Here is a 23920-nt window from a genome sequence, read left to right as displayed (position 1 = left end):
ACCACAGACTCGAGGACTGAGGCGGAGCGCAGCGGGGGGTGCGGGTCGCCGCACGCGGCACTCCCCCTCCGGAGCGCGGCGTCAGGCGCTGGCGTGCTGCCAGCGCTCGAGTGCCGCGCGGGCGCTGCCGGTGTCGATCGACTCGCGTGCGAGCCCCACCCCGGCCGCGAGCCGCTCGTGGAGCGAACCGGTCGCGGTGCCCGGCAGGGTGCCGTCCGCGACGAGCGCGGCGGCGGCGTTGAGCAGCACGGTCTCGCGGACCGGCCCCTCCTCCCCGTCGAGCAGGCGCCGCGCCACGCCGGCGTTGTGCGCCGCGTCCGCCCCGCGCAGGTCGGCCACCGCGATGCGCTCGACGCCCAGGTCGCGCCAGTCGACGAGGTGCTCGACCACGCCGTCCCCGCCGGCCTCCCAGATGCGCGTCAGGTCGGTCGGGGCGATCTCGTCGAGCCCGTCCTCGCCGCGGAACACGAGCGCCGACACCCCCCGCGCCGCGAGGACGCCGGCGATGAGCGGGCTCATCCGCGCGTCGCCGACGCCGATGGCGGCGGCCTGCGGCTGCGCGGGGTTGGTGAGCGGCCCGAGGAAGTTGAACGCGGTGCCGATGCCGAGCCCGGCCCGCGCGGCGGCGGTGTGCCGGAACGACGGGTGGAACACCTGCGCGAAGCAGAACGTGATGCCGGCGTCGATCGCGATCTGCCGCACGCGCTCGGGCGCGTGGTCGAGCCGGATGCCGAGCGCCTCGAGCACGTCGGCCGAGCCGGACGACGACGAGGCGGCGCGGTTGCCGTGCTTGACGACCCGCAGACCCGCGCCGGCGATGACGAGGGACGACATGGTCGAGATGTTCACGGTGTGCGATCGGTCGCCACCGGTGCCGACGATGTCGACGGTCCGGCCCGGGACGTCGATCCGGTGCGCGTGCGCGAGCATCGTCTCCGCGAGGCCGGTCAGCTCGTCGACCGTCTCGCCCTTGCAGCGCAGCCCGACCAGGAACCCGGCGATCTGCACGGGCGAGGCCTCGCCCCGCATGATCTCGTCCATCGCCCAGGACGCCTGTGCGCTGGTGAGGTCCCGCTTCGCGACGAGCCAGGACAGCAGGTCGGGCCAGGTGAGCGCGCCGCTCATCCCGCGACGGCCTCGGCCGACAGCAGCGCCGCGACCGTGGACTGCAGCTCGATCGGGTCGATCGGGCGACTGACGACGGCGTCCGCGTTCGACCACGAGGCGAGCCAGGCGTCCTGCGGTCGGCCGGTGAGCACCAGCGCCGGCGGGCACCGGTAGATCTCCTCCTTGAGCTGGCGCGCCAGCCCCATGCCGCCGACCTTGTCCGTCTCGCCGTCGAGCACGAGCAGGTCGACGCCACCGGCCTCGACCGTGCCGATCACGGCGGCGGCCGTCGCCGCCTCGACCCACTCGATCGGGGGCGCGCCGTGCACGAGCCTGCTGCCGACCGCGAGCCGCACCTGGGCGCGGACGTCGACGTCGTCGCTGTACAGGACGATCCGGGGCCCGGCCGTGGTCGGGTCCGAGCCGGCGGAGGCAGAGTCGTGCACGGTGCTCATGGGGTCCCTCACTCGTCGTCGACGTGGTCCGGGATGCATCTTGGCACGCCGGCCGTACCGGCACGACGACGTCCGCGCGCACAGGTTCTCCCGCAGGTCTGCCACGGGTCTGCCACCCTGCGTGACGGACCCTTCACGGCGCCGGGATCCTGACGGTGTGACATTTACCGCTCGCAACGCCTGGGCCCAATGACCCATGCGGGCCCTCCATCGGCCATAATGGCGAACGTGTCGACCGCAACGGCTGCCCCGCGCACCTCCCCCCACGTGAGCGTCAACCGACCGAACCCCGTGTCGGTCGGGACGATCGTGTGGCTCGCGAGCGAGCTCATGTTCTTCGCCGGCCTGTTCGCCATGTACTTCACGCTGCGCGCCGCCGCGCCGCAGGAGTGGGCCGAGCAGACCGAGAAGCTGAACATCACGTTCGCCGCGATCAACACCACGGTGCTGGTGCTCTCCTCGGTGACGTGCCAGATGGGCGTGTGGGCCGCGGAGCGCTTCCAGCCCGCGCGCACCGGCTCGCTGGTGCAGGTCAACCGCTGGGGCATGAACGAGTGGATGACCCTGACGTACCTCATGGGTGCGTTCTTCATCGGTGGCCAGGTGTTCGAGTACGCCGAGCTCGTGCACGAGGGCCTCACGATCTCCTCGAGCCCGTACGGCTCGGTGTTCTACCTGACGACGGGCTTCCACGGGCTGCACGTCATCGGCGGGCTCATCGCCTTCCTCTTCCTGCTCGGCCGCTCGTTCTCGGCCAAGCGCTTCGGTCACCACGAGGCGACCACGGCCATCGTGACGTCGTACTACTGGCACTTCGTCGACGTCGTCTGGATCGCACTGTTCGCGGTCATCTACCTGCTGCGCTGACGCGCTGACCCGCCGCGCGGCCGCGTGGCGCACGCCCCACCCGCCAGTCACCCCCCACCCGCGAGACGAGGATCCATCCGTGAAGGCACTCGCCGCCCGCAGGCACGACCGGCGCGCGCCGGCGCTGCTCCTCCTGCTGGCGCTGCTGATGATCGGCGGTGTCTACGCCGTGGTCGTCCCGTCGTCGGCCGAGGCCACGACGCAGACCGCCAGCGCTGACGACATCGCCGCCGGCGAGAAGCTGTTCCAGGCCAACTGCGCCACGTGCCACGGCCCGTCGGCGTCCGGCACGGACACCGTGCCGTCGCTGATCGGCGTGGGCGCCGCCGCGGTCGACTTCCAGGTCGGCACGGGCCGGATGCCGATGCAGATGGACGGCCCGCAGGCGCAGGCCAAGCCGGTGCAGTTCGACGACGAGCAGATCCGCCAGCTGGCGGCGTACGTCGCCTCGCTGGGCGCCGGGCCCGCGATTCCCACCGAGGAGCAGGTCGACCCCGCGCTCGGCAACTCGGCCTCGGGCATGGCCCTCTTCCGCAACAACTGCGCGATGTGCCACAACGCGGTCGGCGCCGGCGGTGCGCTGTCCCAGGGCAAGTTCGCCCCGAACCTGTGGGAGACCACCCCCACGCACCTCTACGAGGCGATGCTGACCGGCCCGCAGTCGATGCCGGTCTTCAACGACGCCAACCTCACACCCGAGGAGAAGCGCGACATCATCGCGTTCATCGACGAGCAGGGTGACGTCTCGCCCGGCGGTCTCGACCTCGGCGCCCTCGGGCCCGTCAGCGAGGGCCTGTGGGCCTGGGTCGTCGGCCTCGGCCTGCTCATCGGTATGTCTGTCTGGATCGGAGCGAAGTCCTCGTGAGCACTCACGACCCCCACAGCGACGTCGTCGTCCACGACGACGGAGGCGCCACGCCCGCGCGGTTCGAGAACCCGGGCCTGCACGAGCACGCGTCGCGCCAGGCGGACGTCGACCCGAAGGTCGCCAAGCGTGTCGAGCGCCAGGTGCTGGCGCTGTTCACCGCGTCGATCATCGGCACGATCGTCGTCGTCTGGGCCTACTTCGCGCTGCCCCCGGGCGAGACGCCGGGGTCCATGCGCACGTCCAACATCGTGCTGGGCCTGGGTCTTGCCGTCTGCCTCCTCGGCATCGGGATCGGTGGGAACTACTACATCAAGGTCCTGATGAGCAACCGCGAGTACGTCGAGGAGCGCCACGAGCAGCGCTCGTCGGACGCCACGCGTGAGGTCGCGGTCCAGATGCTCAAGGACGGCGCCGAGGACTCGGGCTTCACCCGCCGCAAGGCGCTCGTGGGTGCCGGCGTCACCGCGCTCGCCGTCTTCCCGCTGTCGATCCTGGTCCCGCTGCTCGGCAACGTCGGCGGCGACTGGAACGTCGGCAAGCTCAAGCACACGATGTGGAAGAAGGGCACCAAGCTCGCGACGGACCCCACCGGCCGCCCCATCAAGGCCGCGGACGTCACGATCGGCGACGTGTGGCACGTCATCCCCGACGGCCTCAACGAGCTCGAGCACGGCAAGCTGGACGAGAAGGCCAAGGCCGTCGTCCTGCTCATCCGCCTCGACCCGCGCGACCTCAAGTCGGACCAGTCGCCCCAGGGCGAGACCTGGTCGCACGACGGGATCGTCGCCTACTCCAAGATCTGCACCCACGTCGGGTGTCCGGTGGCGCTCTACGAGCAGCAGACGCATCACCTGCTCTGCCCGTGCCACCAGTCGACGTTCGACGTCGCCGACGGCTGCAAGGTCGTCTTCGGCCCGGCGAAGCGCCCCCTGCCCCAGCTGCCCATCACGGTCGACGACGAGGGCTACCTGATCGCGCAGAGCGACTTCACCCAGCCCGTCGGCCCGAGCTTCTGGGAGCGTGCGACCAAGTGAGCGAGATCAAGAGCCCCCCGAGCCGCGGCGCGCAGGCTGCGGCGGCGACCGCCGACTACCTGGACCAGCGCACCGGCGTCGGCAACGCGGTCAAGTTCTTCGCCCGGAAGGTCTTCCCGGACCACTGGTCGTTCTTCCTCGGCGAGATCGCGCTGTACAGCTTCGTGACGCTGCTGATCTCCGGTGTGTTCCTGACGATGTTCTTCGTCCCGAGCATGTCGGAGGTGCACTACCCCGACGACGGCGTGTGGGCCTCGATGCGCGGCGTCGAGATGTCCGAGGCGTTCCGGTCGACCCTCGACCTGTCGTTCGAGGTGCGCGGCGGTCTGCTCATGCGGCAGATCCACCACTGGGCGGCGCTGATCTTCATGGCGTCGATCGTCGTCCACATGATGCGGGTGTTCTTCACCGGTGCGTTCCGCAAGCCGCGTGAGATCAACTGGCTCGTGGGCTTCATCCTGCTGATCCTCGGCCTGGCGGCCGGCTTCTCCGGCTACTCGCTCCCGGACGACGTGCTGTCCGGCAACGGCCTGCGCATCACCGACGGCGTGGTGAAGGCGATCCCGATCATCGGGTCCTACATGTCGTCCATGATCTTCGGTGGCGAGTTCCCGGGCACGGACCTGATCCCCCGGCTGTTCACCGTGCACATCCTGCTGGTGCCCGCCCTGATCCTCGCGCTCATCGGCCTGCACCTGTTCCTCATGGTGATGCACAAGCACACGCAGTTCCCCGGCTCGGGCCGCAAGAACACCAACGTCGTCGGGTACCCGGCACTCCCGGTCTACGCCGGCAAGCTGCTGTTCAACCTGTTCGTCGTGTTCGGCGTGATCGCCCTGATGGCCGCGACCATGACCATCAACCCGGTCTGGAACTACGGCCCGTACGACCCGTCACCGGTGTCCGCCGGCGCCCAGCCCGACTGGTACATGCTGTTCCTCGAGGGCGCGCTCCGTCTCATGCCGGGACAGACCGAGATCATGCTCGGCTCCTACACGCTGAGCCTCAACGTCATCATCCCCGCGATGATCGTGCCCGGGATCCTGTTCACGCTGCTGGGCGCCTACCCGTTCATCGAGGCGTTCGCCACGGGCGACAAGAGCGAGCACCACCTGCTCGACCGCCCGCGCAACCGCCCGTTCCGGACGGCGTTCGGTGTCTCGCTGCTGGTGGCGTTCTTCATCCTGGTCCTGGCCGGGTCGAACGACCTCATCGCGACGCACTTCCACCTGTCGATCAACGACATCACGTGGGTGTTCCGCGTCCTGCTCTTCGTCGGACCGTGGCTCGCGTTCCTGGTCACGAAGCGGATCTGCCTGGGCCTGCAGCGCAAGGACCGTGAGCTGGTGCTGCACGGCCACGAGACGGGCCGCATCGTCCGGTTCGCCTCGGGCGAGTACATCGAGGTGCACAAGCCGCTCGACGCGCACGAGCGCTGGCTGCGGGTCCAGCACGACGCTGTCCGTCCGCTCGAGATCGAGCCGGCCGAGGACTCGCGCGGTGTCCGCCGCAAGGGCTACAAGACGGACCGGCTGCGCCAGCGGATCTCGCAGGTCTTCTACGAGGACCGCGTCGAGCCCGTCACGCCGGCGGAGCTCGAGGCCGCGCACGCGGCCCACGGGCACGACACCCACGCGATCGAGGGGCACGACGAGCACGCCCAGGTGGCTGCCGTCCCCGCGGGAGTCGGCAGCGTCTCCGCCAGCGGGACGGCGTCCGACGAGCGGAATCACTGATCCTCGACAAGAGTTGACCGAGTCGGGCGGCTCGCCTCAGGGCGGGCCGCCCGCTCAGTTCCACGCGGGGTCACTCCCCGCGACGACGCAGGAGAGGTACTCACGCATGGCTGACTACACGCTTCCGGACCTGCCGTACGACTACGCAGCCCTCGAGCCGCACATCTCTGGCCGGATCATGGAGCTGCACCACGACAAGCACCACGCCGCGTACGTGACGGGCGCGAACACGGCCCTGGAGAAGCTCGCCGAGGCGCGCGAGTCGGGCGACCTCGCCGCCGTGAACCTGCACGAGAAGAACCTCGCGTTCAACCTGGGTGGCCACGTGAACCACTCGGTGTTCTGGCAGAACCTGTCCCCCGAGGGCGGCGACAAGCCGACCGGTGAGCTCGCGGCCGCCATCGACGAGTTCTTCGGCTCGTTCGACGCGTTCCAGAAGCACTTCGCGGCCAACGCGGCCGGCATCCAGGGCTCCGGCTGGTCCATCCTCGGCTGGGACTCGATCGGCCAGAAGCTCGCGATCTTCCAGCTGTACGACCAGCAGAGCAACTTCCCCCTCGGCCTCGTGCCGATCGTGGTCCTCGACATGTGGGAGCACGCCTTCTACCTGGACTACGTCAACGTCAAGGCCGACTACATCAAGGCCTGGTGGAACATCGTGAGCTGGGCCGACGCGTCCGCCCGCTTCGAGCGCGCGCGCACGCAGACCTCCGGTCTCATCGTCCCGGCGGTCTGACCCGGACGGAGCACCGACGCGAGGGCCGTTCTTCCCGAGCTCCGGGAAGGACGGCCCTCGCCGTACGCCGAGGGCCGTGCTCAGGCCTGGTAGAAGCGCAGCGCGTTGCCGAACGGATCGGGGACCTCCATCGTCGCACCGCCCGGCGAGCTCTCGATCCCGGGTCGAACCCGACGGTGGCCGCGCGCCGCCACCTCGTCGTGCAGCGCCCGCAGGTCGCTCACCGGGATCCTGACCACGGTGCCGGGGACGCCGTCGCCGTGATGCTCGGAGAGGTGCAGCACGCTGGCGCCCCGGCGCACCTGCAGGTAGAGGGGCGCCTCCGGGTCGAACCGGTGCTCCCACTCCACCACGAAGCCGAGGTACTCGACGTACAGCTCGCGCGCGAGCGCCTCGTCCTGGATCCGCAGCACCGGTACGACCGGTCCCGTGGACGGCTCGACTGCCCGCGGGGCGCCGAGCCACGCGCTGGCCGTGTTCCAGTCCCGTGCGCCGAGCTGGCGCGCGACCAGCTCGAGCGCGCGGGCGTGGCCGACCTCGACGCCTTCCTCGGCCAGCGCGGTGCGCAGGGCGCGCGCCGCTGCCTTCGCCTGCTGCGTGGTCAGATCCATGACTCCGCCGTCCTCGGCGCCTAGGCGGTCCGGTGCTCGCGTTGCCGACCGTCAGCGCCGCGCGAGCGGGAGCAACGGACGTCGTGACTCGTCATGACGCGTTCACCGTGCCGGAGATCGGCGCGAGCGGCTGGCCGCGTCAGCCTTCGCCGAGGGTACCGACAACCCGTCGGTGACGCCACGAGCCGGGACCGACGCCCTGGAGGCGCCGATCCCGGCTCGCGAAGGTCCTGCTGTCCCGGCGGCGGGACCGGTCTCAGTGGGCGTGCTGCCCGCGGGAGAACTCGAACACCCAGCCGACCAGCCCGACCACGCCGAGCGCGACGCCGATGTAGACCAGCCACCAGCCGATCGCGAGGCCGAGGAACACGACGGCACCCGCGGCACCGATCGCCAGCGGCCACCACGACCACGGCGAGTACACGCCCTGGTCGCCGGCGCCCTGCTCGATCTCGCCGTGCTCGTCGTCCTCGGGACGCGCGTCGATACGGCGGGCGAGCAGCGCGAAGTAGGCGCCGATCATGCCCACCAGGCCGCCCACGAGCGGGATGCCGACGGTGCCGACCGGCTCGCCGTCGCTCCAGAGCGCGTAGATCAGACCGACGGGGACGAAGAAGGCGACCCCGTAGCCGAAGAGCTTGGCCTCGAGCTTCACTTCGAGCCCTCCCCGTCCTGCGTCGTCTGCGTGCCGTCCACCGGCGGATCGTCCGTCACCACGGCCGAGGACTGCTCCGGCTCGCCCGAGCCGTTCACCACGCGCTCGGCTGCGACGTCGGTCTCACCGCGGCGGTCGGCCTCCCAGTCGAGCGGACCCGGGTCCGGCTCCACGAAGTCCATGGCCGCGACCTCGGGGTGGTGCAGGTCGAACGCGGGGCGCTCCGAGCGGATGCGCGGCAGCGACGTGAAGTTGTGGCGCGGGGGCGGGCACGAGGTGGCCCACTCCAGGGAGCCGCCGTAGCCCCACGGGTCGTCGACCGTGACCTTGGGCGCGTTCCGCGCCGTCGTGTACACGTTCCACAGGAACGGGAGCGTCGAGGCCGCCAGGATGACCGCGCCGATGGTCGACAGCTGGTTCATCCAGGTGAAGTCGTCGTCCGGGGAGTAGTCCGCGTAGCGGCGCGGCATGCCGACGACCCCGAGCCAGTGCTGCACCAGGAACGTGGTGTGGAACCCGATGAAGAGCGTCCAGAAGTGGATCTTGCCGAGGCGCTCGTCGAGCATCCGCCCGGTGAACTTGGGCCACCAGAAGTAGAAGCCCGCGAACATCGCGAACACGACCGTGCCGAACACGACGTAGTGGAAGTGCGCCACGACGAAGTAGGTGTCGGAGAGGTGGAAGTCGAGCGCCGGGCTGGACAGGATGATGCCCGTCAGGCCACCGAAGAGGAACGTGATGAGGAACCCGAGGGTCCACAGCATCGGTGTCTCGAAGGTGATCTTCCCCCGCCACATCGTGCCGATCCAGTTGAAGAACTTCACGCCGGTCGGCACCGCGATGAGCATCGTCATGAACGCGAAGAACGGCAGCAGCACCGAGCCGGTGACGTACATGTGGTGCGCCCACACGGTGACCGAGAGCGCCGCGATCGCGATCGTCGCGTAGACGAGGCCCTTGTAGCCGAAGATCGGCTTGCGGCTGAACACCGGCAGGATCTCGGTGACGATGCCGAAGAACGGCAGCGCGATGATGTAGACCTCGGGGTGGCCGAAGAACCAGAACAGGTGCTGCCAGAGGATGGCGCCGCCGTTGTCCGGGTTGAACACCTGTGCGCCCAGGCGGCGGTCCGCGCCGAGCGCGAACAGCGCCGCGGCCAGCGGCGGGAACGCCATCAGCACGAGCAGCGACGTCACCAGGGTGTTCCAGGTGAAGATCGGCATCCGGAACATCGTCATGCCGGGCGCGCGCATCGTGACGATCGTGGTGATGAAGTTGACGCCACCGAGGATCGTGCCGAAGCCGGCGAGCGCCAGGCCGAAGACCCAGAGGTCTCCCCCGACCCCCGGTGAGTAGACCGTGTTGGACAGCGGCGCGTAGGCGAACCAGCCGAACGAGGCGGCGCCCTGCGGCGTGAGGAACCCTCCGGCCGCGATCAGCCCGCCGAAGAAGAAGAGCCAGTACGCGAACATGTTCAGCCGCGGGAACGCGACGTCCGGCGCACCGATCTGCAGCGGCATGATCACGTTGGCGAAGCCGGCGAACAGGGGCGTCGCGAACAGCAGCAGCATGATCGTGCCGTGCATCGTGAACGCCTGGTTGTACTGCTCCTTGGACTGGAACACGTCCATGCCGGGCGTGAACAGCTCCGCACGGATCAGCAGGGCGAGCAGGCCACCGACCATGAACCAGACGAAGCTGGTGATCAGGTACATGTAGCCGATCGTCTTGTGGTCGGTGGAGGTGATCCACTTCACCACGGTGCGACCGAGGGTCTGGCGCGAGGGCGCCAGGCCGGGCACGTGCTCCGCGACGACGGCCATCAGCTCTCGCCCCCCTCGACGGCGCTGTCCAGGTCCTGCTGGCGGCTGTACTCCAGCCCCAGCGAGCCCGTCTGGCCCTTGTCCCGCAGGTCCTGCATGTGCTCGTCGTACTCCTCACGCGTCACGACCTGCACGTTGAAGAGCATCGACGAGTGCTCCTCTCCGCACAGCTCGGCGCACTTGCCGCGGTACAGGCCCGTCTGCTCGGGCGTGACCTGGAAGCTGTTGGTCTTCCCGGGGATCATGTCCAGCTTGTAGAGGAACGCCGGGATCCAGAACGAGTGGATGACGTCGCGCGAGTCGAGCGTGAACTCGACGCTCTCGCCGACCGGCAGGTACAGCGTCACCTGGTCGTCGAGCACGCCGTTCGAGCCGCCCACGTCCTGCGCGTGCTGGCCCGTCTCGTACACGTCGTCGTCGAGGTAGTTGAAGTCCCAGCTCCACTGCTTGCCGATGACCTGGACGTGCAGGTCCGCGTCCGCCGACGTGTCGTTGATCTCCGTCATGTCGCGGTTGGTGAAGAAGAACAGCACGCCCACCATCACGATCGGCAGGATCACGTACATGATCTCGAGCGGCACGTGGTACCGGAGCTGCACCGGCAGGACGTCGTCGTCCTTGCGCTTCCGGTAGACCGCGACGCACCAGAGCATCAGGCCCCACGTGATGATGCCGACGATCAGTGCGGCGACCCACGAGCCGACCCAGAGGTCGGTGATGCGGCCGGTCTGGTTGGTGATCTCGGCGTCCGAGTCGCCAGGCAGCCAGCCGCGCTGGACCTGCTCGGAGCAGCCGCTCAGGGCCACGGCGGCGACGGCCGCGATGCCCGCCCACTTCAGGGCCGGGCGCCGCTTCCGGCGGGGGGTTTCCGGGTGCAACGGGGGACCTCTCGCTCGCGTCCCGGTGCGAGCCGCCCAGTAGGAGCTGCACGCACGTGGGACCTTCGTCCTCGACCCGAGCAGCCTAGCGCGCGATCCGCCCTGGCACGGCGTCGTGACACCCGTTGACGACACGGTGTCAGCACCGTCACACCTGCACGGCGCGCGTACACACCCCGACGGGGGCCGCCACAGCCTCTTCACCACGCACGCAGGGCGGGCGGGGACCGGACGTCCGCGCGGCGCCGGTTACCGTGCCCGTGTGGACGCGCACGAGCCTCACCCCGGTCCCTCCGCCGGACCGGACGCCGGATCCGGCGAGCAGCACGACGAGCAGCACGACGAGCTGCCGGACGAGCCACTGCCCATGACCGGGGCGCAGCCGGCACCCCCGTCCCGGCGCGTGGTGCTCGACGCCGGCGGACGGGCGCCGCTGCTCCCGCAGGCCCGCGCGGCCTACGTGGAGGCGCTCGACCAGGGCTGGGCGGACCCGCGCCGGCTGCACGCGGAGGGCCGGCGCGCCCGGCTGCTCCTGGACGGCGCGCGCGAGGCCCTCGCGGCCGGGCTCGGCGCGCGCCCGCAGGACGTCGACCTCCTGGGCTCGCACACGCTCGCGCTCCACCACGCCGTGCGCTCGGTCGCGCGCGGTCGACGCCGGGCCGGCACCGCCGTCGTGGTGAGCGCGGTCGAGCGCGCGGCGCTGCTCCACGCAACCGACTTCGTCGTGGCCCGCGGCGGGGGCGAGCGCCGCACGATCGCGGTCGACCAGCAGGGTCGCGTCGACCTCGACGCCTTCGTCGCGCAGGTGAGCGGCCCCGGCGTGGCCCTCGCGGCGCTCCAGCACGCCAACGGCGAGGTCGGCACGCTCCAGCCCGTGGCCGAGGCGCACGCCGCGGCCCGCGAGGCCGGGGTGCCGCTGCTCGTCGACGCCGGGGCGAGCATGGGGCACGCGCCGGTCGGCGAGGCGTGGGACGTCCTGGCCGCCGACCCGGGCGACTGGGGCGGGCCCGGCGGCCTCGGGGTGCTGGCGACGCGCGCCGGCGTGCGCCGCTCCCCCGACTGGCCCGACGACGACGACCGCTGGGCGCCCGGTGGCGTCAGCGTCCCGGCGGCGCTCGCCGCGGCGGTCGCCCTGCAGACCGCGGTGACCGAGCGCGACCGCCAGGACGCACGGCTGCGGGCGATGGTCGCCGAGCTGCGCGAGCGCGTCGCGGCGACCGTGCCGGCCGTCCAGGTCGTCGGCGACCCGGACCGCAGGCTCCCCCACGTCGTGACGTTCTCCTGCCTCTACGTCGACGGCGAGGCGATCGTCGGCGAGCTCGACCGGCGGGGGTTCGCGGTCGGCTCCGGCTCCGCGTGCACGTCGAGCACGCTCGAGCCGTCGCACGTGCTCGCCGCCATGGGCGTCCTCACGCAGGGCAACGTCCGGGTCGCGCTGCACCACGGCACCACGCACGACGACGTGCGGGACTTCCTCGCCGTGCTCCCCCGCGCCGTCGCCGACGTCCGGGCCACGCTGGGCGTCACCGACCTCTGAGCCCGGACGGTCGACGACCTCCGGGAGCCGATCGACCCGAGCAGCCGCCGGCCCGCGAGCAGCCACCGGACGCACGACGAGGCCCGGATCCCTGAAGGATCCGGGCCTCGTCCACCGGCGCCACGCGGGACGCGACGGGTTCAGCTGAAGGAGCCGCCGCACGCGCAGGCGCTGCCCGCGTTCGGGTTGTCGATCGTGAAGCCCTGCTTCTCGATCGTGTCGGCGAAGTCGATCGTCGCGCCGTCCAGGTACGGGACGCTCATGCGGTCGACGACGACCTCGACGCCGTCGTAGTCGCGCGTCGCGTCCCCGTCGAGCAGGCGCTCGTCGAAGTAGAGCTGGTAGATCAGGCCGGAGCAGCCGCCCGGCTGCACGGCGACCCGCAGCCGGAGGTCGTCGCGACCCTCCTGCTCGAGCAGGCTGCGAATCTTGCTCGCGGCGACGTCGGTGAGGTTGACGCCGTGCGTGGCGACCTCGGTGGTCTCGCTCATGGGCACTCCCTGACGGATGACGAACGTCTCTCGAACGCCACCAACAGCGGCAGCAGCTCGAATGTTCCCGTCCAGCGTACGACTCCTGCGGGCCGGTGCCGCGCAGGCGAGACCGATGCCACACCGCCGCGCCCGCCAGACGGGCGCGTCAGGCCGGCGACCACGTCCGCGCGACGCGGACGACCCGCGCGGCGAGCGTGCCGGCGGGGTCGGCGAGCGCCCGCGCCACCTCGTCGGGGTGCTCCGCCACGGCGTACGCACCCGCGACGCCGGCGGCCGACTGCTCACGCCGCCCCACCTGCACCTGCCCGGCCACCACGATCGTCGGGACGGCGTGCGGCAGCGCACGCTCGGCGACGAGCGCCGCGACCTTGCCGTGCAGCGACTGCCAGTCGAACCGGCCCTCGCCCGTGACCACGAGGTCCGCCGCCGCGATGCGCTCGTCGAGGCGGACCGCGTCGGCGACGAGGGCGGCGCCGGGGACCGTCCGTCCCCCGAGCAGCGCGAGCCCGAACCCCAGCCCCCCGGCGGCGCCGGCACCGGGCGCGTGCGTCAGGCGCGTCGCCGGCGAGGCCGTCCGGGCGGCGAGCAGGTCCGGCCGGAGCGCGTCGCCGAGGGCGGTGACCGCGGCGCGGGAGAACGACGCGAGCGCACGCTCGAGCTCCTGCGCCTGCGCGGGGGTCGCACCCTTCTGCGCCGCGAAGCCCCCGCTGGCCCCCTGCAGACCGAGCAGCGGGACGTCGACGTCGGAGGCGACCAGCAGCTCGGTGCCCGCCCAGCGCGCGCGCAGCTCGCGCAGGCCCGCGAGGTCGTCGGGCGTCACGGCCGCGAGCGGACCGCCGCCTCCTCCGAGGAGCCCGCGCGGGTCGGGCAGGCCGAGCCCGACGAGCATGCCTGCGCCGGCGTCGTTCGTCGCCGACCCGCCCAGCCCGACGACCACCCGGCGGGCGCCCGTCGCCCGTGCGGCCTCGAGGAGCTCGCCCAGGCCGCGGGTGGTGGTGCGCGTCGGGTCCCGCAGCTCGGGCGGGACGAGCGCCAGGCCGACGGCGTGGGCCGACTCGACGTACGCGGTGCGCCCGCGCTCGTCGTCGACCACCAGGAGACCGGCGGGTACGGGCGTGCCGAGCGGTCCGCCGACCGTCGCTCCGACGAGCTCGCCGCCGAGCGAGGTCCGCAGCGTCTCCACGAAGCCGGGACCGCCGTCGGACAGGGGGCAGCCGTGCACGTCGTCGTGCGGGCAGGCCGAACGCCAGGCGTCGACGATCGTCGTCGTCGCCTGCGCGGACGTCAGGCTCGAGCCGAACCCGTCCGGGGCCACCAGCACACGCACGCCCGCATGCTCCCACGCGAGCGACGCAGGTCACGCCGGGCGCCCGCGGACGGTCCCGAGGCCGGCCGCGCGCGCTGTGCGAGGATCGTGCCGTGAGCCTGACGACCCCCCGGACGTTCGCGGAGCCGGCGCCCTCGGCGCTGCTCCTGCTCGGTCGTGGCGCCGACCTGGCGTCGGAGCGCGGAGTGGAGTGCGTCGGCGACCTGCCGGCGCCCAGCGACCCCGACCTCGTGGAGCGCGCACGCGCCGCCCGGGCCGCCCTGGGCGACCGGGCGTTCGTGCTCGGCCACCACTACCAGCGCGACGAGGTGATCGCGTTCGCCGACGTCACGGGCGACTCGTTCAAGCTCGCGCGCGAGGCGGCGGCGCGTCCCGAGGCCGAGTACGTGGTGTTCTGCGGCGTCCACTTCATGGCGGAGTCGGCCGACATCCTCACGTCCGACGAGCAGCAGGTGGTGCTGCCGGACCTCGCGGCCGGCTGCTCGATGGCCGACATGGCCGCGATCGACCAGGTCGACGACGCGTGGGACGTGCTGGTCGACGCCGGCGTCGCGGACGAGACGGTGCCGGTCACCTACATGAACTCGACCGCTGCGATCAAGGCGTTCACGGGCCGCCACGGCGGCACGGTGTGCACGTCCTCGAACGCCCACGTCGCGCTGCGCTGGGCGTTCGACAAGGTCGGCGGGGTCGACGGCACGGGCAAGGTCCTGTTCATGCCGGACCAGCACCTGGGCCGCAACACCGCGGTGCAGCAGCTCGGCCTCTCGCTCGACGACTGCGTGGTCTTCGACCCGCGGCGCCCCGGTGGCGGGCTCACGGCGGCCCAGCTGCGCGACGCGCGGATGATCCTGTGGCGCGGGCACTGCTCGGTGCACGGCCGGTTCTCCGAGCGCAACGTGGCCGACGTGCGCGCCGCCGACCCCGGCGTCACCGTCCTGGTGCACCCCGAGTGCAAGCACGAGGTGGTCACCGCGGCCGACATGGTGGGCTCGACGGAGTACATCATCAAGGCGCTCGACGCAGCCCCGGCGGGCTCGTCGTGGGCGATCGGCACCGAGCTCAACCTGGTGCGCCGCCTCGCCGCCGCGCACCCCGACAAGTCCGTCCACTACCTGGACTCGACGGTGTGCTTCTGCTCCACCATGAACCGCATCGACCTGCCGCACCTGGTGTGGACGCTCGAGTCGCTCGCGGCCGGGCGGGTGGTCAACCGGATCGTCGTCGACCCTGACGACGCGCACTGGGCCCGCGTCGCGCTCGACCAGATGCTCGCGCTGCCCGGCTACTGAGCGGGCGCGTCGCACCCTGGCAGGTGCGGAGGGACGTGCCCGCCCCTCCGCGGCCCGCAGACGTACCGGCGAGTAACATCGCGCCGTGATCCGCACGATGCAGCTCGCCGCCGCGACCTTCCACCCGCGCCGGGCCGTCCCGGGGCAGCAGCTCCTCGACGTCTCCACGACGCGCATGCGCGTGCACGCGTCGGACCTCGACCTGTACCGGCACATGAACAACGGCATCTACCTGCAGTGCATGGACGTCGCTCGCAGCAACTACCTGGCGGACCTCGGCGCGTTCGGCGAGCTGAACGAGCGCGGCTGGTACCCCGTGGTCGCGGCGCAGACCATCAAGTACCGGCGGTCGCTGACCTACCGGCAGCGGTTCGAGATCGCGACGCGCGTCCTCGGCTGGGACGAGCGCGTGGTCTACCTCGAGCAGTCGTTCTCGCGCAGGTCGCGCGCGGGCGCGCCCGAGCACGTCGCGCGCGGGATCGTCGCCGGCCGGTTCCTGGGCCGCGACGGCACCCGGGTGCCGGCCCCCGACGTGGTCGCGCTCATCGTCGGGGAGCACGTGACGAGCCCGCCCGTCCCCGACGACGTCGCGGCCTGGGCCCGCGCCGTGGACGTCGCCGCGCGCTGATCTCCCCGGCGGCGCGCCTCAGCCCCGGGCGAGCCGCTCGAGCAGGAGCGCCTCGGCCAGCACCACCCGCTCGAGCTCACCGAGGTGGACCGACTCGTCGGCGCCGTGCGCACGGGAGTCCGGGTCCTCGACCCCGGTCACCAGGATCGCCGCGGCGGGGTTGAGCTCCAGCAGGTCGGCGATGAACGGGATGGACCCGCCGATGCCGATGTCGACCGGCTCGGTGCCCCACGCCTGCCCGAACGCCCACCGCGCGGCCTGCATCGCGGCCGAGTCCTGCGGGGCCTGGAACGGCTTGCCCTGCTCGCCGTCCCGCACGGTCACCCGCGCCCCGAACGGTGCGTGCGACTCGAGGTGGGCCCGCAGCGCGGCCGCCGCCTGCGCGGGGTCGCTGCCCGGGGCGATGCGCAGGGAGAGCTTGGCCGTGGCCCGCGGGGTGATCGTGTTCGACGCGCTCGCGACGCGCGGGGCGTCGAACCCGATCACGCTGAGGGCCGGACGCGTCCACATCCGGGCGGTCAACGGGCCGGTGCCCGCGAGCCGGACGCCGTCCAGGACGCCCGCGTCGGCACGCAGCGTCGCCTCGTCGTAGTCGACGGTCGGGTCCGGGGCGCGGTGCAGCCCCGCGACGGCCACGTCGCCGTTCTCGTCGTGCAGCGTCGCGATCAGGCGGGCCAGGAGCGTCGGCGCGTCGAGGACCGGACCGCCGAACATGCCGGAGTGGATCGCGTGGTCGACGACCGCGACCTCGACCTCGCAGTCGACGAGCCCGCGCAGCGACGTGGTCAGGCCAGGCGTCCCGACGGCCCAGTTCGACGAGTCCGCCACGACCATCACGTCGGCCGCGAGCTCCTCGTGGTGCGCGTGCAGGAAGTCCGCGAAGGTCGGGGAGCCGATCTCCTCCTCGCCCTCGACGAACACGACGACACCGACGCCGAGCTCGTCGCCGAGCGCGCGCAGCGCCCCGACGTGGGCGACGATCCCGGCCTTGTCGTCCGCCGCGCCGCGGCCGTACAGGCGGCCGTCGCGCTCGGTGGGCTCGAACGGCGCGCTGGACCAGTCGGCGTCGTCCCCCGGCGGCTGGACATCGTGGTGCGCGTAGAGCAGGACCGTCGGCGCGCCCGCGGGGCCCGGTCGGTGCCCCACGACCGCGGGCCGGCCCACCTGCCCGGCGCCGCCGGTGACCCGCAGCACGCGGACGTCGGCGAGCCCGGCGTCCCGCAGCAGGCCCGCGACGTGCTCGGCGCTCGCCTCGACGTGCGCCTGGTCGAACTCGCCGTTGGACACCGACGGGATGCGCACGAGCGCCTCGAGATCGGCGCGCAGCGCCGGGAACGCGCGCGCGACCCGCTCGCGCAGGACGGTGGTGCGCTCGTCGTCGGGCGCCGCACCGGCGGCCGTCGCGCTCGTCGGGCTCGTCGGGACCGGGTCAGGGGTGTGGTCGTGCGTCACGGACGTCCACGCTACTCGACTACCCTGATGCGGTGTTCGGACGCCAGAAGGACCCCGTGACGCCTGCGAGCCCCGCCGCGGAGGAGCCGCCCGTCGGGATCGTCGAGGACGGCCGCAAGGGCCGCCCCACGCCGAAGCGCAAGGAGGCCGAGGCGGCCAACCGGCGTCCCCTGGTGCCCGCGGACCGTCAGACGGCGGCCAAGGCCGCGCGGCAGGCGCAGCGCGAGCAGCGCGACTGCGAGTACAAGGCCATGCAGGCCGGCGACGAGCGCGCGATGCCCATGCGGGACAGGGGTCCGGTCAAGCGCTACGTGCGCGACTACGTCGACGCGCGGTTCAGCCTCGGCGAGATCTTCCTGCCCGTCGCGGCGCTGTTCCTGGTGCTCCAGCTCACGTTCTCGGCCATCAACCCGTCGGTCGCGCTCGGCGCGCTGTCGGTGCTGTACCTGTACGTCGTCGCGTCGGTGATCGACGGCTTCGTGCTCTGGTGGCGGCTCAAGCGACGGCTGACCGCGAAGTTCGGTGAGGTGCCGCGCGGCACGCTCATGTACTGCGTCATGCGGGCCTTCCAGCTGCGCCGGGCGCGCCTCCCCAAGCCGCAGGTGAAGCGTCGCGCCTACCCGCAGTGAGCCGCGCCTGAGCACGGCGCTTAGGGTGGTTGCATGGTCAACTACCGCCACCTGGGCCGCTCCGGCCTGAAGGTCACCGAGATCATCTACGGCAACTGGCTCACCCACGGCTCGCAGGTCGAGAACGACACCGCCAAGGCGTGCGTGCGTGCGGCCCTCGACGCCGGGATCACCACGTTCGACACCGCCGACGTCTACGCCAACACCGCCGCCGAGACCGTGCTGGGCGAGGCGCTGCAGGGCGAGCGGCGACAGTCGCTCGAGATCCTCACCAAGGTCTACTGGCCCGTCGGCCCCAAGGGCGCCAACGACTCCGGCCTGTCCCGCAAGCACGTCCTCGAGTCGATCGACGGCTCGCTCGAGCGGCTGCGGACCGACTACGTCGACGTCTACCAGGCGCACCGCTACGACCACGAGACGCCGCTCGAGGAGACGATGCAGGCGTTCGCCGACGTCGTCCGGCAGGGCAAGGCCCTCTACATCGGCGTGAGCGAGTGGACCGCGGACCAGATCCGCGCCGGCGCCGCCCTGGCCCGCGAGCTCAAGGTGCCGTTCATCTCGAACCAGCCCCAGTACTCGATGCTGTGGCGGGTCATCGAGGAGGAGGTCCTCCCCGCGTCCCGCGAGGAGGGCCTGTCGCAGGTCGTCTGGTCCCCCGTCGCGCAGGGCGTGCTCACCGGCAAGTACCTGCCGGGCCAGCCGGCGCCCGCCGGGTCGCGCGGCACGGACGACAAGGGCGGCGCCCGCATGATCGGCCGCTTCCTGGAGCAGACCGAGACGCTCGAGCGGGTGCAGCGGCTGCGGCCCGTGGCCGACGAGCTGGGTCTGACGATGGCGCAGCTCGCGGTCGCGTGGGTGCTGCAGAACGACAACGTCGCCGCGGCGATCATCGGCGCCTCGCGGCCGGAGCAGGTCGCGGAGAACGTCAAGGCCTCGGGCGTCGAGATCCCGGCCGAGCTGCTCGCGACGATCGACGAGGTCCTGGGCGACAGCGTCGTGCGCGACCCCGCCGAGACCGCGAAGTCCTCCCCCGCGTCGCGCTGACCCGGTCCCCGTCGTCGTCGGCGTGCGCGCCGACGACGACGGGCCGGTGACCGGGCGATACGGCCGGCTCGGCCCGCGGGGCTGCCGGGCGGGATCGCTCGGCGGGATCGCTGGGCGGGCACCGCGGCGGGACCGGCCGGCGGCAGTGCCCCGTCAGCGGGCGGCGGCCGCGCCCGGCTGCAGCGCCGGGCTCGCGGCGTCGGGCACGTCACGCACGGTGAGGCGCGGGAGCAGGACGTGCACCAGGGGGCCGACGAGCAGCGCGTAGGCGACGGTGGCCACGCCGAAGGTGCCCCCGAGCGCGATGCCCGTCACCACGACCACGACCTCGATCCCGGTGCGCACCAGCGCGACCGGTCGGCCGGTCCGCGCGACCAGGCCGGTCATGAGCCCGTCACGCGGCCCCGGACCCAGGCCCGCTCCGACGTACAGCGCGGTGGCGAGCGCATTCAGCGCGATCCCGCACGCGGCCATCGCCAGACGGGCGGCGAGCGGCTGGTCCCCGGCGGCGTCCAGGAGACGCAGGAACGGGTCCACCAGCAGGCCGATGACCAGCACGTTCGCGACCGTGCCGACGCCGGGCCGCTGGCGCAGCGGGATCCAGCAGGCCAGCACCAGCGCGCTCACGGCGAGCGTCACCGTGCCGAAGGTCGCACCTGTCCGCGCCGCCACGCCCTCGCTGAGGACGTCCCAGGGCATGTTGCCCAGGCCGCTGTCGACCAGCACGGCCATGGAGACCGCGTAGAGCACCAGGCCGACGGCGAGCTGGCTCGTGCGGCGCACGGGGCGCGTCCCCCACGGCCGACGCGGCTGTGGAGCGCGAGCAGACCTGGAGGACCCGGGCCCCGCCGTCGTGCGGCTCACCGCGCCGACCGGACGCTGCGGGGCACCTCGAGGGTCGTGCCCGTCGCCCAGTCCGCCGGGCCCGGCGCAGGCTCGTCCAGCCCGTCCCGCAGGACGGTCCGGACGAGGGCGACGAGATTCACGAGCACCACGCAGACGATAGCCAGGAGGAAGACCATGTCTCCAATCTGGCCCCAGGTGGCTATGCAGACCATAACCACTTCTGCCACAGTGGCGTCGTGAGCATCGTCGACCTCCCGACCGACCGCCGCGTCTCCGGCGCCCGCCTGCGCGCGGTGCTCGGCGCCTGGGAACGCCCGGGGCCGGCGTACGCCGCGCTGGCCGACGCGCTGCGGGCCGCCGTGCTCTCCGGCGCGCTCCCCTTGCGGACGCGCCTGCCCAGCGAGCGCGAGCTCGCGGAGTCCGTCGGCGTGTCCCGGACCACGACCACCGCGGCGTACGACGCGCTGCGCGAGGAGGGGTACCTCGTCAGCCGCCGCGGCTCCGGCACCGTGACGACCCTGCCGGACTCCGGACGCCCCGTCCGCGGCGCCCTCCCGCACGCGGTGCCGGACGACGTCGTCGACCTCACCGTCGCCGCGCCGTCCGCGCCGGCCGAGCTCCACGAGGCCGTCGTCGCGGCGCTCGAGCTGCTGCCGCGCCACCTGCCGGGCACGGGGTACGCACCGGCCGGCCTCCCGGAGCTGCGCCAGGCCGTCGCGGACCGGTACACGGCGCGCGGGACGCCGACGAGCCCCGACCAGGTCCTGGTGACCACCGGCGGTCAGGAGGCGATCCACCTCCTGGTCGCGGCCCACGCCGGCCCCGGCGACCGCGTCGTCGTCGAGCAGCCGACCTACCCGCACGCGCTCGACGCCGTGCGCGCGGCGGCCGCGCGACCGGTCCCCGTCCCGTCCGGTCCGGAAGGCCTCGACGTCGAGCTGTTCGCCTCGACCCTGCGCCAGGCGTCCCCCCGCCTCGCCTACCTCATCCCGGACCACCGCAACCCGACCGGCACGACGATGAGCGCGCAGGACCGCGCCACCGTCCGGGACCTCGCGGTCCGCACGCGCACGCTCGTCGTCGGCGACGAGGCGCTGACCGACCTCACGCTCGACGGCCCCGAGCCGCCCTCGTTCGCGGGCGGCGGGACCGACGCCGCCGTCGCCTGCGTGGGGTCCGCCTCCAAGAGCTTCTGGGGTGGGCTGCGGATCGGCTGGGTGCGGGCGCACCGCGACGTGGTCGGACGGCTGACGACGCAGCGCAACCACGTCGACCTCGGCTCGTCGGTGCTCGACCAGCTCGTCGTGGTGCGGCTGCTCGAGCAGGGCGACGCGCTGCTGCTCGGCCGGCGTGCGCGACTGCGCGAGCAGCGTGACGTGCTGGTCGACGAGCTCGCGCGGCGCCTGCCGTCGTGGCGCGTGGACCCGCCGGCGGGCGGGCTGTCGCTCTGGGTCGACCTCGGGGCGCCCGTCTCCTCGGCGCTCGCCGCGCTCGCGCCGCGGCACGGCGTGCGCGTGGCGCCCGGGCCCACGTTCGGCGTCGACCCCGGGCTGGAGCGCTACCTGCGCGTGCCGTTCACCGAGCCCGCCGAACGCCTGGTGCGCGCGGTGGACGGCCTGGCGCGCGCGTGGGCGGAGCTGGGCATCGAGGCGGACGCGCCCGCGCGGGACCAGGCCGCGTCGTTCGTCGTCTGACGCGTCGGCCTGCCGGCCTCGTCAGGGGGCCGGCAACGGGACGGGCTGCCCGACGAGGACGCCCTCCTGGCGCAACGTCGCGACCTGCACCCCCTGCGCGGCGAGCGCGCGCCAGTGCTCGCCCAGCCACTGCTCGGCGTCGTACCGGTTGCCGAACACGGGGCTCACGGGTCGCTCGAGCGGCCCGGACGCACCGTCGAGCTGCCACTCCCACTGCGGACGCAGCGCCATCACCGGCCGACCTCCCCCGTGCGGACCGGACGGCGCGCGTCGGAGGCCAGCGCGCGGCCGATCCTCGACGCCCACGCCGGACCCTGGTAGATGAAGCCCGTGTAGCCCTGGACCAGGGTCGCGCCCACGGCCAGGTACTCGCGCGCGTCGGCGGGCGTGGTGATGCCGCCCACGCCGACGAGCACCGCGTCGGGGCCCAGTCGGGTCCGCAGGCGGGCGACCACGTCGAGGCCGCGCGCCAGCACCGGCGGGCCGGACAGGCCGCCCGGTCCGAGGTCGTGCCCGATCGTCGTGTTCACGGCGACCACGCCGTCGAGCCCGAGCTCGGCCGCGAGGTCGGCGACCGCGTCCACGTCGTCGTCGGAGAGGTCCGGCGCGATCTTGACGAGCAGCGGCACGGCCCGGACGCCGGCGCGCGCCGTCGCCTCGTCGGCGGCGACGCGGACGGCCTCCAGGATCGGCCGCAGCGCCTCGACCGACTGCAGGTCCCGCAGCCCCGGCGTGTTCGGCGAGGACACGTTGACCACCAGGTAGTCCGCGTACGGCGCGAGCCGCCCCGCGCTCGTCGCGTAGTCCGCCGCGGCCTCGGCCGCGGGCGTCATCTTGGTCTTGCCGATGTTGACGCCGACGACGAGCGCACGTCCGCGGTCCGTCGCGCGCAGCCGCGCCAGCCGCCGGGCGACGGCGAGCGAACCCTCGTTGTTGAAGCCCATCCGGTTGCGCAGCGCGCGCTGGTCGAGCACGCGCCACAGCCGCGGCCGCTCGTTGCCCGGCTGGGGCTGCGCCGTGACGGTGCCGATCTCGACGAAGGAGAACCCGAGCATCGCCAGGCCCTCGACGGCGCGCGCGTCCTTGTCGAACCCCGCCGCGACACCGAACCGACCGGGCAGCGACCGTCCCCACACGCGCACCGCGCCGCCGGACGGCACGGCGAACAGACGCGCGACCAGGCTGCGCAGCACGGGCGTGCGGCCGACCGTCGCGATCAGCCGGAACGCGAGTTCGTGCGCGCGCTCGGGGTCCATGCGCCGGAAGACCAGGTCGAACAGCAGGCGGTACACGCGCTCACCCTACGGGCGGAGGGGCGGGCTCGTCGGACCCGTCTGCGGGGCGGGCGGCCGCCCGGCGCCCGTCCGGCCCGTGCGCCACAGCCACCACAGCCCGACGAACGGCAGCACCAGCGGGACGTAGCCGTAGCCGGCGCCGAACCCGGACCACACGGTCTCGTCGGGGAAGTCGCCCACGTCGACGAGCGACAGCGTGCCCACGACGAGGACGCCGGCGAGCTCGAACCCGACGGTCGCCCACGCGAGCGTGCGGCGGTCCCGCGCGAGCGCGTAGGTGGCGACGACGTAGACGAGCCCGGCGAGCAGCGACAGCGCGTAGGCCAGCGGCGCCTCGGCCCACTTGGTCGTGACCTGGTAGAGGCCGCGCGCGGTCGCGGCCAGCGCGAGCACGCCGTAGACCGCGACCAGGAGCCGGCCGGGCCCGCTGCCGGTGGGGCGCCTCGCGGAGCGCGTCGACGGTGCGGTCACAGGGTCCCCCAGATCTGCAGGAGCCGGAGCTCGAGGAAGGCGACGGTCAGCGCGGCGACCAGCAGGACGACCGAGCTCCAGCGGGAACGCTCGGCGAACGCCCAGGCCGCGGCGAACGGGAGGATGACGAGCTGCGTCACCACGTACCCCCACAGCAGCAGGCCGTCGACCTCCCGGTCACCCGTCGCCTGCGCCACCGCGAGCACCACGGCCTGCACGACGAGCACGGCCTCGACGACCGCCCCGCCCCACAGCTGGCGGAGCACCACCGCGCGGTCCCGCACGACGAACCACAGCGCCCACGCGCCCAGCGCGGCGCAGAGCAGCGCGACGAGGAGCGCCAGAGGCACCAGGGGGTCCACGGGCTCGGTCACGGCTGCACAACCTACCTGGCGTCCTCCGCGGCGTCGCCCAGGGACCTGTGACCGCGTCCCCGCGCCG

At 73.0% G+C, this 23920-nt stretch carries 26 protein-coding genes; 11 read left to right on the top strand and 15 right to left on the bottom strand.

From position 1 onward, the window contains the following. Window positions 1–81 precede the first annotated feature (81 nt). Together trpD and KIN34_RS11290 are read right to left on the bottom strand one after the other, a co-directional pair. Entirely contained in the window at window positions 82–1125 is a 1044-nt protein-coding gene (trpD, locus tag KIN34_RS11295) for an anthranilate phosphoribosyltransferase (RefSeq protein WP_214350483.1), read from the bottom strand. Further along, window positions 1122–1562: a response regulator transcription factor gene (locus KIN34_RS11290; RefSeq protein ID WP_214350480.1), complete on the bottom strand. Its 441-nt coding sequence runs from the start codon at window positions 1560–1562 to the stop codon at window positions 1122–1124. The genes trpD and KIN34_RS11290 overlap by 4 nt, the downstream gene beginning before the upstream one ends. Before the next feature lie 219 nt (window positions 1563–1781). Here KIN34_RS11290 and ctaE point away from each other — a divergent pair, with 219 nt between their 5' ends. The 5 genes from ctaE to KIN34_RS11265 all read left to right on the top strand — a co-directional run bounded on the left by ctaE (window position 1782) and on the right by KIN34_RS11265 (window position 6803). Then, a complete protein-coding gene (gene ctaE / locus KIN34_RS11285; RefSeq protein ID WP_214350478.1) occupies window positions 1782–2429 on the top strand; it encodes an aa3-type cytochrome oxidase subunit III in 648 nt (215 codons plus the stop codon). A gap of 79 nt (window positions 2430–2508) precedes the next feature. Continuing rightward, window positions 2509–3294, top strand: a complete 786-nt coding sequence (qcrC, locus tag KIN34_RS11280) for a cytochrome bc1 complex diheme cytochrome c subunit (protein ID WP_214350476.1) — start codon at window positions 2509–2511, stop codon at window positions 3292–3294. Continuing rightward, window positions 3291–4331: a cytochrome bc1 complex Rieske iron-sulfur subunit gene (gene qcrA, locus KIN34_RS11275; RefSeq protein ID WP_214350474.1), complete on the top strand. Its 1041-nt coding sequence runs from the start codon at window positions 3291–3293 to the stop codon at window positions 4329–4331. The genes qcrC and qcrA overlap by 4 nt, the downstream gene beginning before the upstream one ends. After that, entirely contained in the window at window positions 4328–6067 is a 1740-nt protein-coding gene (gene qcrB / locus KIN34_RS11270; RefSeq protein ID WP_214350472.1) for a cytochrome bc1 complex cytochrome b subunit, read from the top strand. The genes qcrA and qcrB overlap by 4 nt, the downstream gene beginning before the upstream one ends. 106 nt (window positions 6068–6173) lie before the next feature. Further along, window positions 6174–6803 (top strand): superoxide dismutase, encoded by a 630-nt coding sequence (locus KIN34_RS11265; protein ID WP_214350470.1) that lies wholly within the window; start codon window positions 6174–6176, stop codon window positions 6801–6803. An 80-nt stretch (window positions 6804–6883) separates the two neighbouring features. Here the strand turns inward: KIN34_RS11265 and KIN34_RS11260 are convergent, their stop codons facing one another. The 4 genes from KIN34_RS11260 to ctaC all read right to left on the bottom strand — a co-directional run bounded on the left by KIN34_RS11260 (window position 6884) and on the right by ctaC (window position 10770). Next, a complete protein-coding gene (locus tag KIN34_RS11260; RefSeq protein WP_214350468.1) occupies window positions 6884–7414 on the bottom strand; it encodes a glyoxalase superfamily protein in 531 nt (176 codons plus the stop codon). Window positions 7415–7670: 256 nt separating this feature from the next. After that, window positions 7671–8069, bottom strand: coding sequence for a cytochrome c oxidase subunit 4 (locus KIN34_RS11255; RefSeq protein ID WP_214350466.1), 399 nt, complete (start codon window positions 8067–8069; stop codon window positions 7671–7673). Next, window positions 8066–9892, bottom strand: coding sequence for an aa3-type cytochrome oxidase subunit I (ctaD, locus tag KIN34_RS11250; protein WP_214350464.1), 1827 nt, complete (start codon window positions 9890–9892; stop codon window positions 8066–8068). The genes KIN34_RS11255 and ctaD overlap by 4 nt, the downstream gene beginning before the upstream one ends. Beyond that, window positions 9892–10770, bottom strand: a complete 879-nt coding sequence (gene ctaC, locus KIN34_RS11245) for an aa3-type cytochrome oxidase subunit II (protein ID WP_214350460.1) — start codon at window positions 10768–10770, stop codon at window positions 9892–9894. The genes ctaD and ctaC overlap by 1 nt, the downstream gene beginning before the upstream one ends. Window positions 10771–11137: 367 nt before the next feature. On the opposite strand from ctaC, the gene KIN34_RS11240 reads away from it, so the two are divergent. Further along, window positions 11138–12307, top strand: coding sequence for a cysteine desulfurase family protein (locus tag KIN34_RS11240; protein ID WP_214352052.1), 1170 nt, complete (start codon window positions 11138–11140; stop codon window positions 12305–12307). A gap of 140 nt (window positions 12308–12447) precedes the next feature. On the opposite strand, the gene erpA is transcribed toward KIN34_RS11240, so the two are convergent. Both erpA and KIN34_RS11230 read right to left on the bottom strand, forming a co-directional pair. Then, complete coding sequence (erpA, locus tag KIN34_RS11235) at window positions 12448–12798, bottom strand: iron-sulfur cluster insertion protein ErpA (protein WP_214350457.1); 351 nt, start codon at window positions 12796–12798, stop codon at window positions 12448–12450. Between the two features lie 148 nt (window positions 12799–12946). After that, window positions 12947–14128, bottom strand: a complete 1182-nt coding sequence (locus tag KIN34_RS11230) for a glycerate kinase family protein (RefSeq protein WP_307858196.1) — start codon at window positions 14126–14128, stop codon at window positions 12947–12949. Window positions 14129–14220: 92 nt separating this feature from the next. On the opposite strand from KIN34_RS11230, the gene nadA reads away from it, so the two are divergent. Both nadA and KIN34_RS11220 read left to right on the top strand, forming a co-directional pair. Continuing rightward, the gene (nadA, locus tag KIN34_RS11225; RefSeq protein ID WP_214350454.1) at window positions 14221–15420 is read left to right on the top strand and encodes a quinolinate synthase NadA; all 1200 of its coding nucleotides are present in this window, start codon (window positions 14221–14223) and stop codon (window positions 15418–15420) included. A gap of 85 nt (window positions 15421–15505) precedes the next feature. Next, on the top strand, window positions 15506–16048 hold the full coding sequence (locus KIN34_RS11220) for an acyl-CoA thioesterase (protein WP_214350452.1): 543 nt from the start codon (window positions 15506–15508) through the stop codon (window positions 16046–16048). A gap of 18 nt (window positions 16049–16066) precedes the next feature. Here KIN34_RS11220 and KIN34_RS11215 read toward each other — a convergent pair whose 3' ends face one another. Continuing rightward, entirely contained in the window at window positions 16067–17500 is a 1434-nt protein-coding gene (locus tag KIN34_RS11215) for a dipeptidase (protein WP_372449540.1), read from the bottom strand. A 32-nt stretch (window positions 17501–17532) separates the two neighbouring features. Between KIN34_RS11215 and KIN34_RS11210 the strand changes: the two genes are divergently transcribed. Together KIN34_RS11210 and KIN34_RS11205 are read left to right on the top strand one after the other, a co-directional pair. Next, on the top strand, window positions 17533–18129 hold the full coding sequence (locus tag KIN34_RS11210) for a DUF3043 domain-containing protein (RefSeq protein ID WP_214350450.1): 597 nt from the start codon (window positions 17533–17535) through the stop codon (window positions 18127–18129). 33 nt (window positions 18130–18162) lie between these two features. Next, on the top strand, window positions 18163–19173 hold the full coding sequence (locus KIN34_RS11205) for an aldo/keto reductase family protein (protein ID WP_214350448.1): 1011 nt from the start codon (window positions 18163–18165) through the stop codon (window positions 19171–19173). 153 nt (window positions 19174–19326) lie between these two features. Here KIN34_RS11205 and yczE read toward each other — a convergent pair whose 3' ends face one another. Next, window positions 19327–19956: a membrane protein YczE gene (gene yczE / locus KIN34_RS11200; RefSeq protein ID WP_214350446.1), complete on the bottom strand. Its 630-nt coding sequence runs from the start codon at window positions 19954–19956 to the stop codon at window positions 19327–19329. 77 nt (window positions 19957–20033) lie between these two features. Further along, on the bottom strand, window positions 20034–20195 hold the full coding sequence (locus KIN34_RS11195; RefSeq protein WP_214350444.1) for a hypothetical protein: 162 nt from the start codon (window positions 20193–20195) through the stop codon (window positions 20034–20036). 60 nt (window positions 20196–20255) lie between these two features. Between KIN34_RS11195 and yczR the strand changes: the two genes are divergently transcribed. Next, window positions 20256–21713, top strand: coding sequence for a MocR-like transcription factor YczR (yczR, locus tag KIN34_RS11190; protein ID WP_214350442.1), 1458 nt, complete (start codon window positions 20256–20258; stop codon window positions 21711–21713). A 21-nt stretch (window positions 21714–21734) separates the two neighbouring features. Here yczR and KIN34_RS11185 read toward each other — a convergent pair whose 3' ends face one another. From KIN34_RS11185 to KIN34_RS11170, 4 genes are read right to left on the bottom strand one after another with little or no spacing between them, the layout of a single operon-like run. Continuing rightward, window positions 21735–21944, bottom strand: coding sequence for a hypothetical protein (locus tag KIN34_RS11185; RefSeq protein WP_214350440.1), 210 nt, complete (start codon window positions 21942–21944; stop codon window positions 21735–21737). Further along, a complete protein-coding gene (locus KIN34_RS11180) occupies window positions 21944–23005 on the bottom strand; it encodes a quinone-dependent dihydroorotate dehydrogenase (RefSeq protein WP_214350438.1) in 1062 nt (353 codons plus the stop codon). The genes KIN34_RS11185 and KIN34_RS11180 overlap by 1 nt, the downstream gene beginning before the upstream one ends. Before the next feature lie 9 nt (window positions 23006–23014). Continuing rightward, on the bottom strand, window positions 23015–23479 hold the full coding sequence (locus tag KIN34_RS11175) for a hypothetical protein (RefSeq protein ID WP_214350435.1): 465 nt from the start codon (window positions 23477–23479) through the stop codon (window positions 23015–23017). After that, complete coding sequence (locus tag KIN34_RS11170; RefSeq protein ID WP_307858195.1) at window positions 23476–23853, bottom strand: hypothetical protein; 378 nt, start codon at window positions 23851–23853, stop codon at window positions 23476–23478. Before KIN34_RS11170 ends, KIN34_RS11175 begins: the two co-directional genes overlap by 4 nt. Window positions 23854–23920: the final 67 nt, after the last annotated feature.

Source organism: Cellulomonas fulva (genome assembly GCF_018531375.1).
GTDB lineage: Bacteria > Actinomycetota > Actinomycetes > Actinomycetales > Cellulomonadaceae > Cellulomonas > Cellulomonas fulva.
Note: the sequence above shows the minus strand (reverse complement) of the source record. Positions and strands in the feature narration are given on the sequence as shown.

Coding starts and splice junctions, on each gene's coding strand:
- trpD (WP_214350483.1), bottom strand. CDS start 1,125: ATGAGCGGCGCGCTCACCTGGCCCGACCTGCTGTCCTGGCTCGTCGCG.
- KIN34_RS11290 (WP_214350480.1), bottom strand. CDS start 1,562: ATGAGCACCGTGCACGACTCTGCCTCCGCCGGCTCGGACCCGACCACG.
- ctaE (WP_214350478.1), top strand. CDS start 1,782: ATGGCGAACGTGTCGACCGCAACGGCTGCCCCGCGCACCTCCCCCCAC.
- KIN34_RS11265 (WP_214350470.1), top strand. CDS start 6,174: ATGGCTGACTACACGCTTCCGGACCTGCCGTACGACTACGCAGCCCTC.
- KIN34_RS11260 (WP_214350468.1), bottom strand. CDS start 7,414: ATGGATCTGACCACGCAGCAGGCGAAGGCAGCGGCGCGCGCCCTGCGC.
- ctaD (WP_214350464.1), bottom strand. CDS start 9,892: ATGGCCGTCGTCGCGGAGCACGTGCCCGGCCTGGCGCCCTCGCGCCAG.
- KIN34_RS11240 (WP_214352052.1), top strand. CDS start 11,138: ATGACCGGGGCGCAGCCGGCACCCCCGTCCCGGCGCGTGGTGCTCGAC.
- erpA (WP_214350457.1), bottom strand. CDS start 12,798: ATGAGCGAGACCACCGAGGTCGCCACGCACGGCGTCAACCTCACCGAC.
- KIN34_RS11205 (WP_214350448.1), top strand. CDS start 18,163: ATGGTCAACTACCGCCACCTGGGCCGCTCCGGCCTGAAGGTCACCGAG.
- KIN34_RS11195 (WP_214350444.1), bottom strand. CDS start 20,195: ATGGTCTTCCTCCTGGCTATCGTCTGCGTGGTGCTCGTGAATCTCGTC.
- KIN34_RS11185 (WP_214350440.1), bottom strand. CDS start 21,944: ATGGCGCTGCGTCCGCAGTGGGAGTGGCAGCTCGACGGTGCGTCCGGG.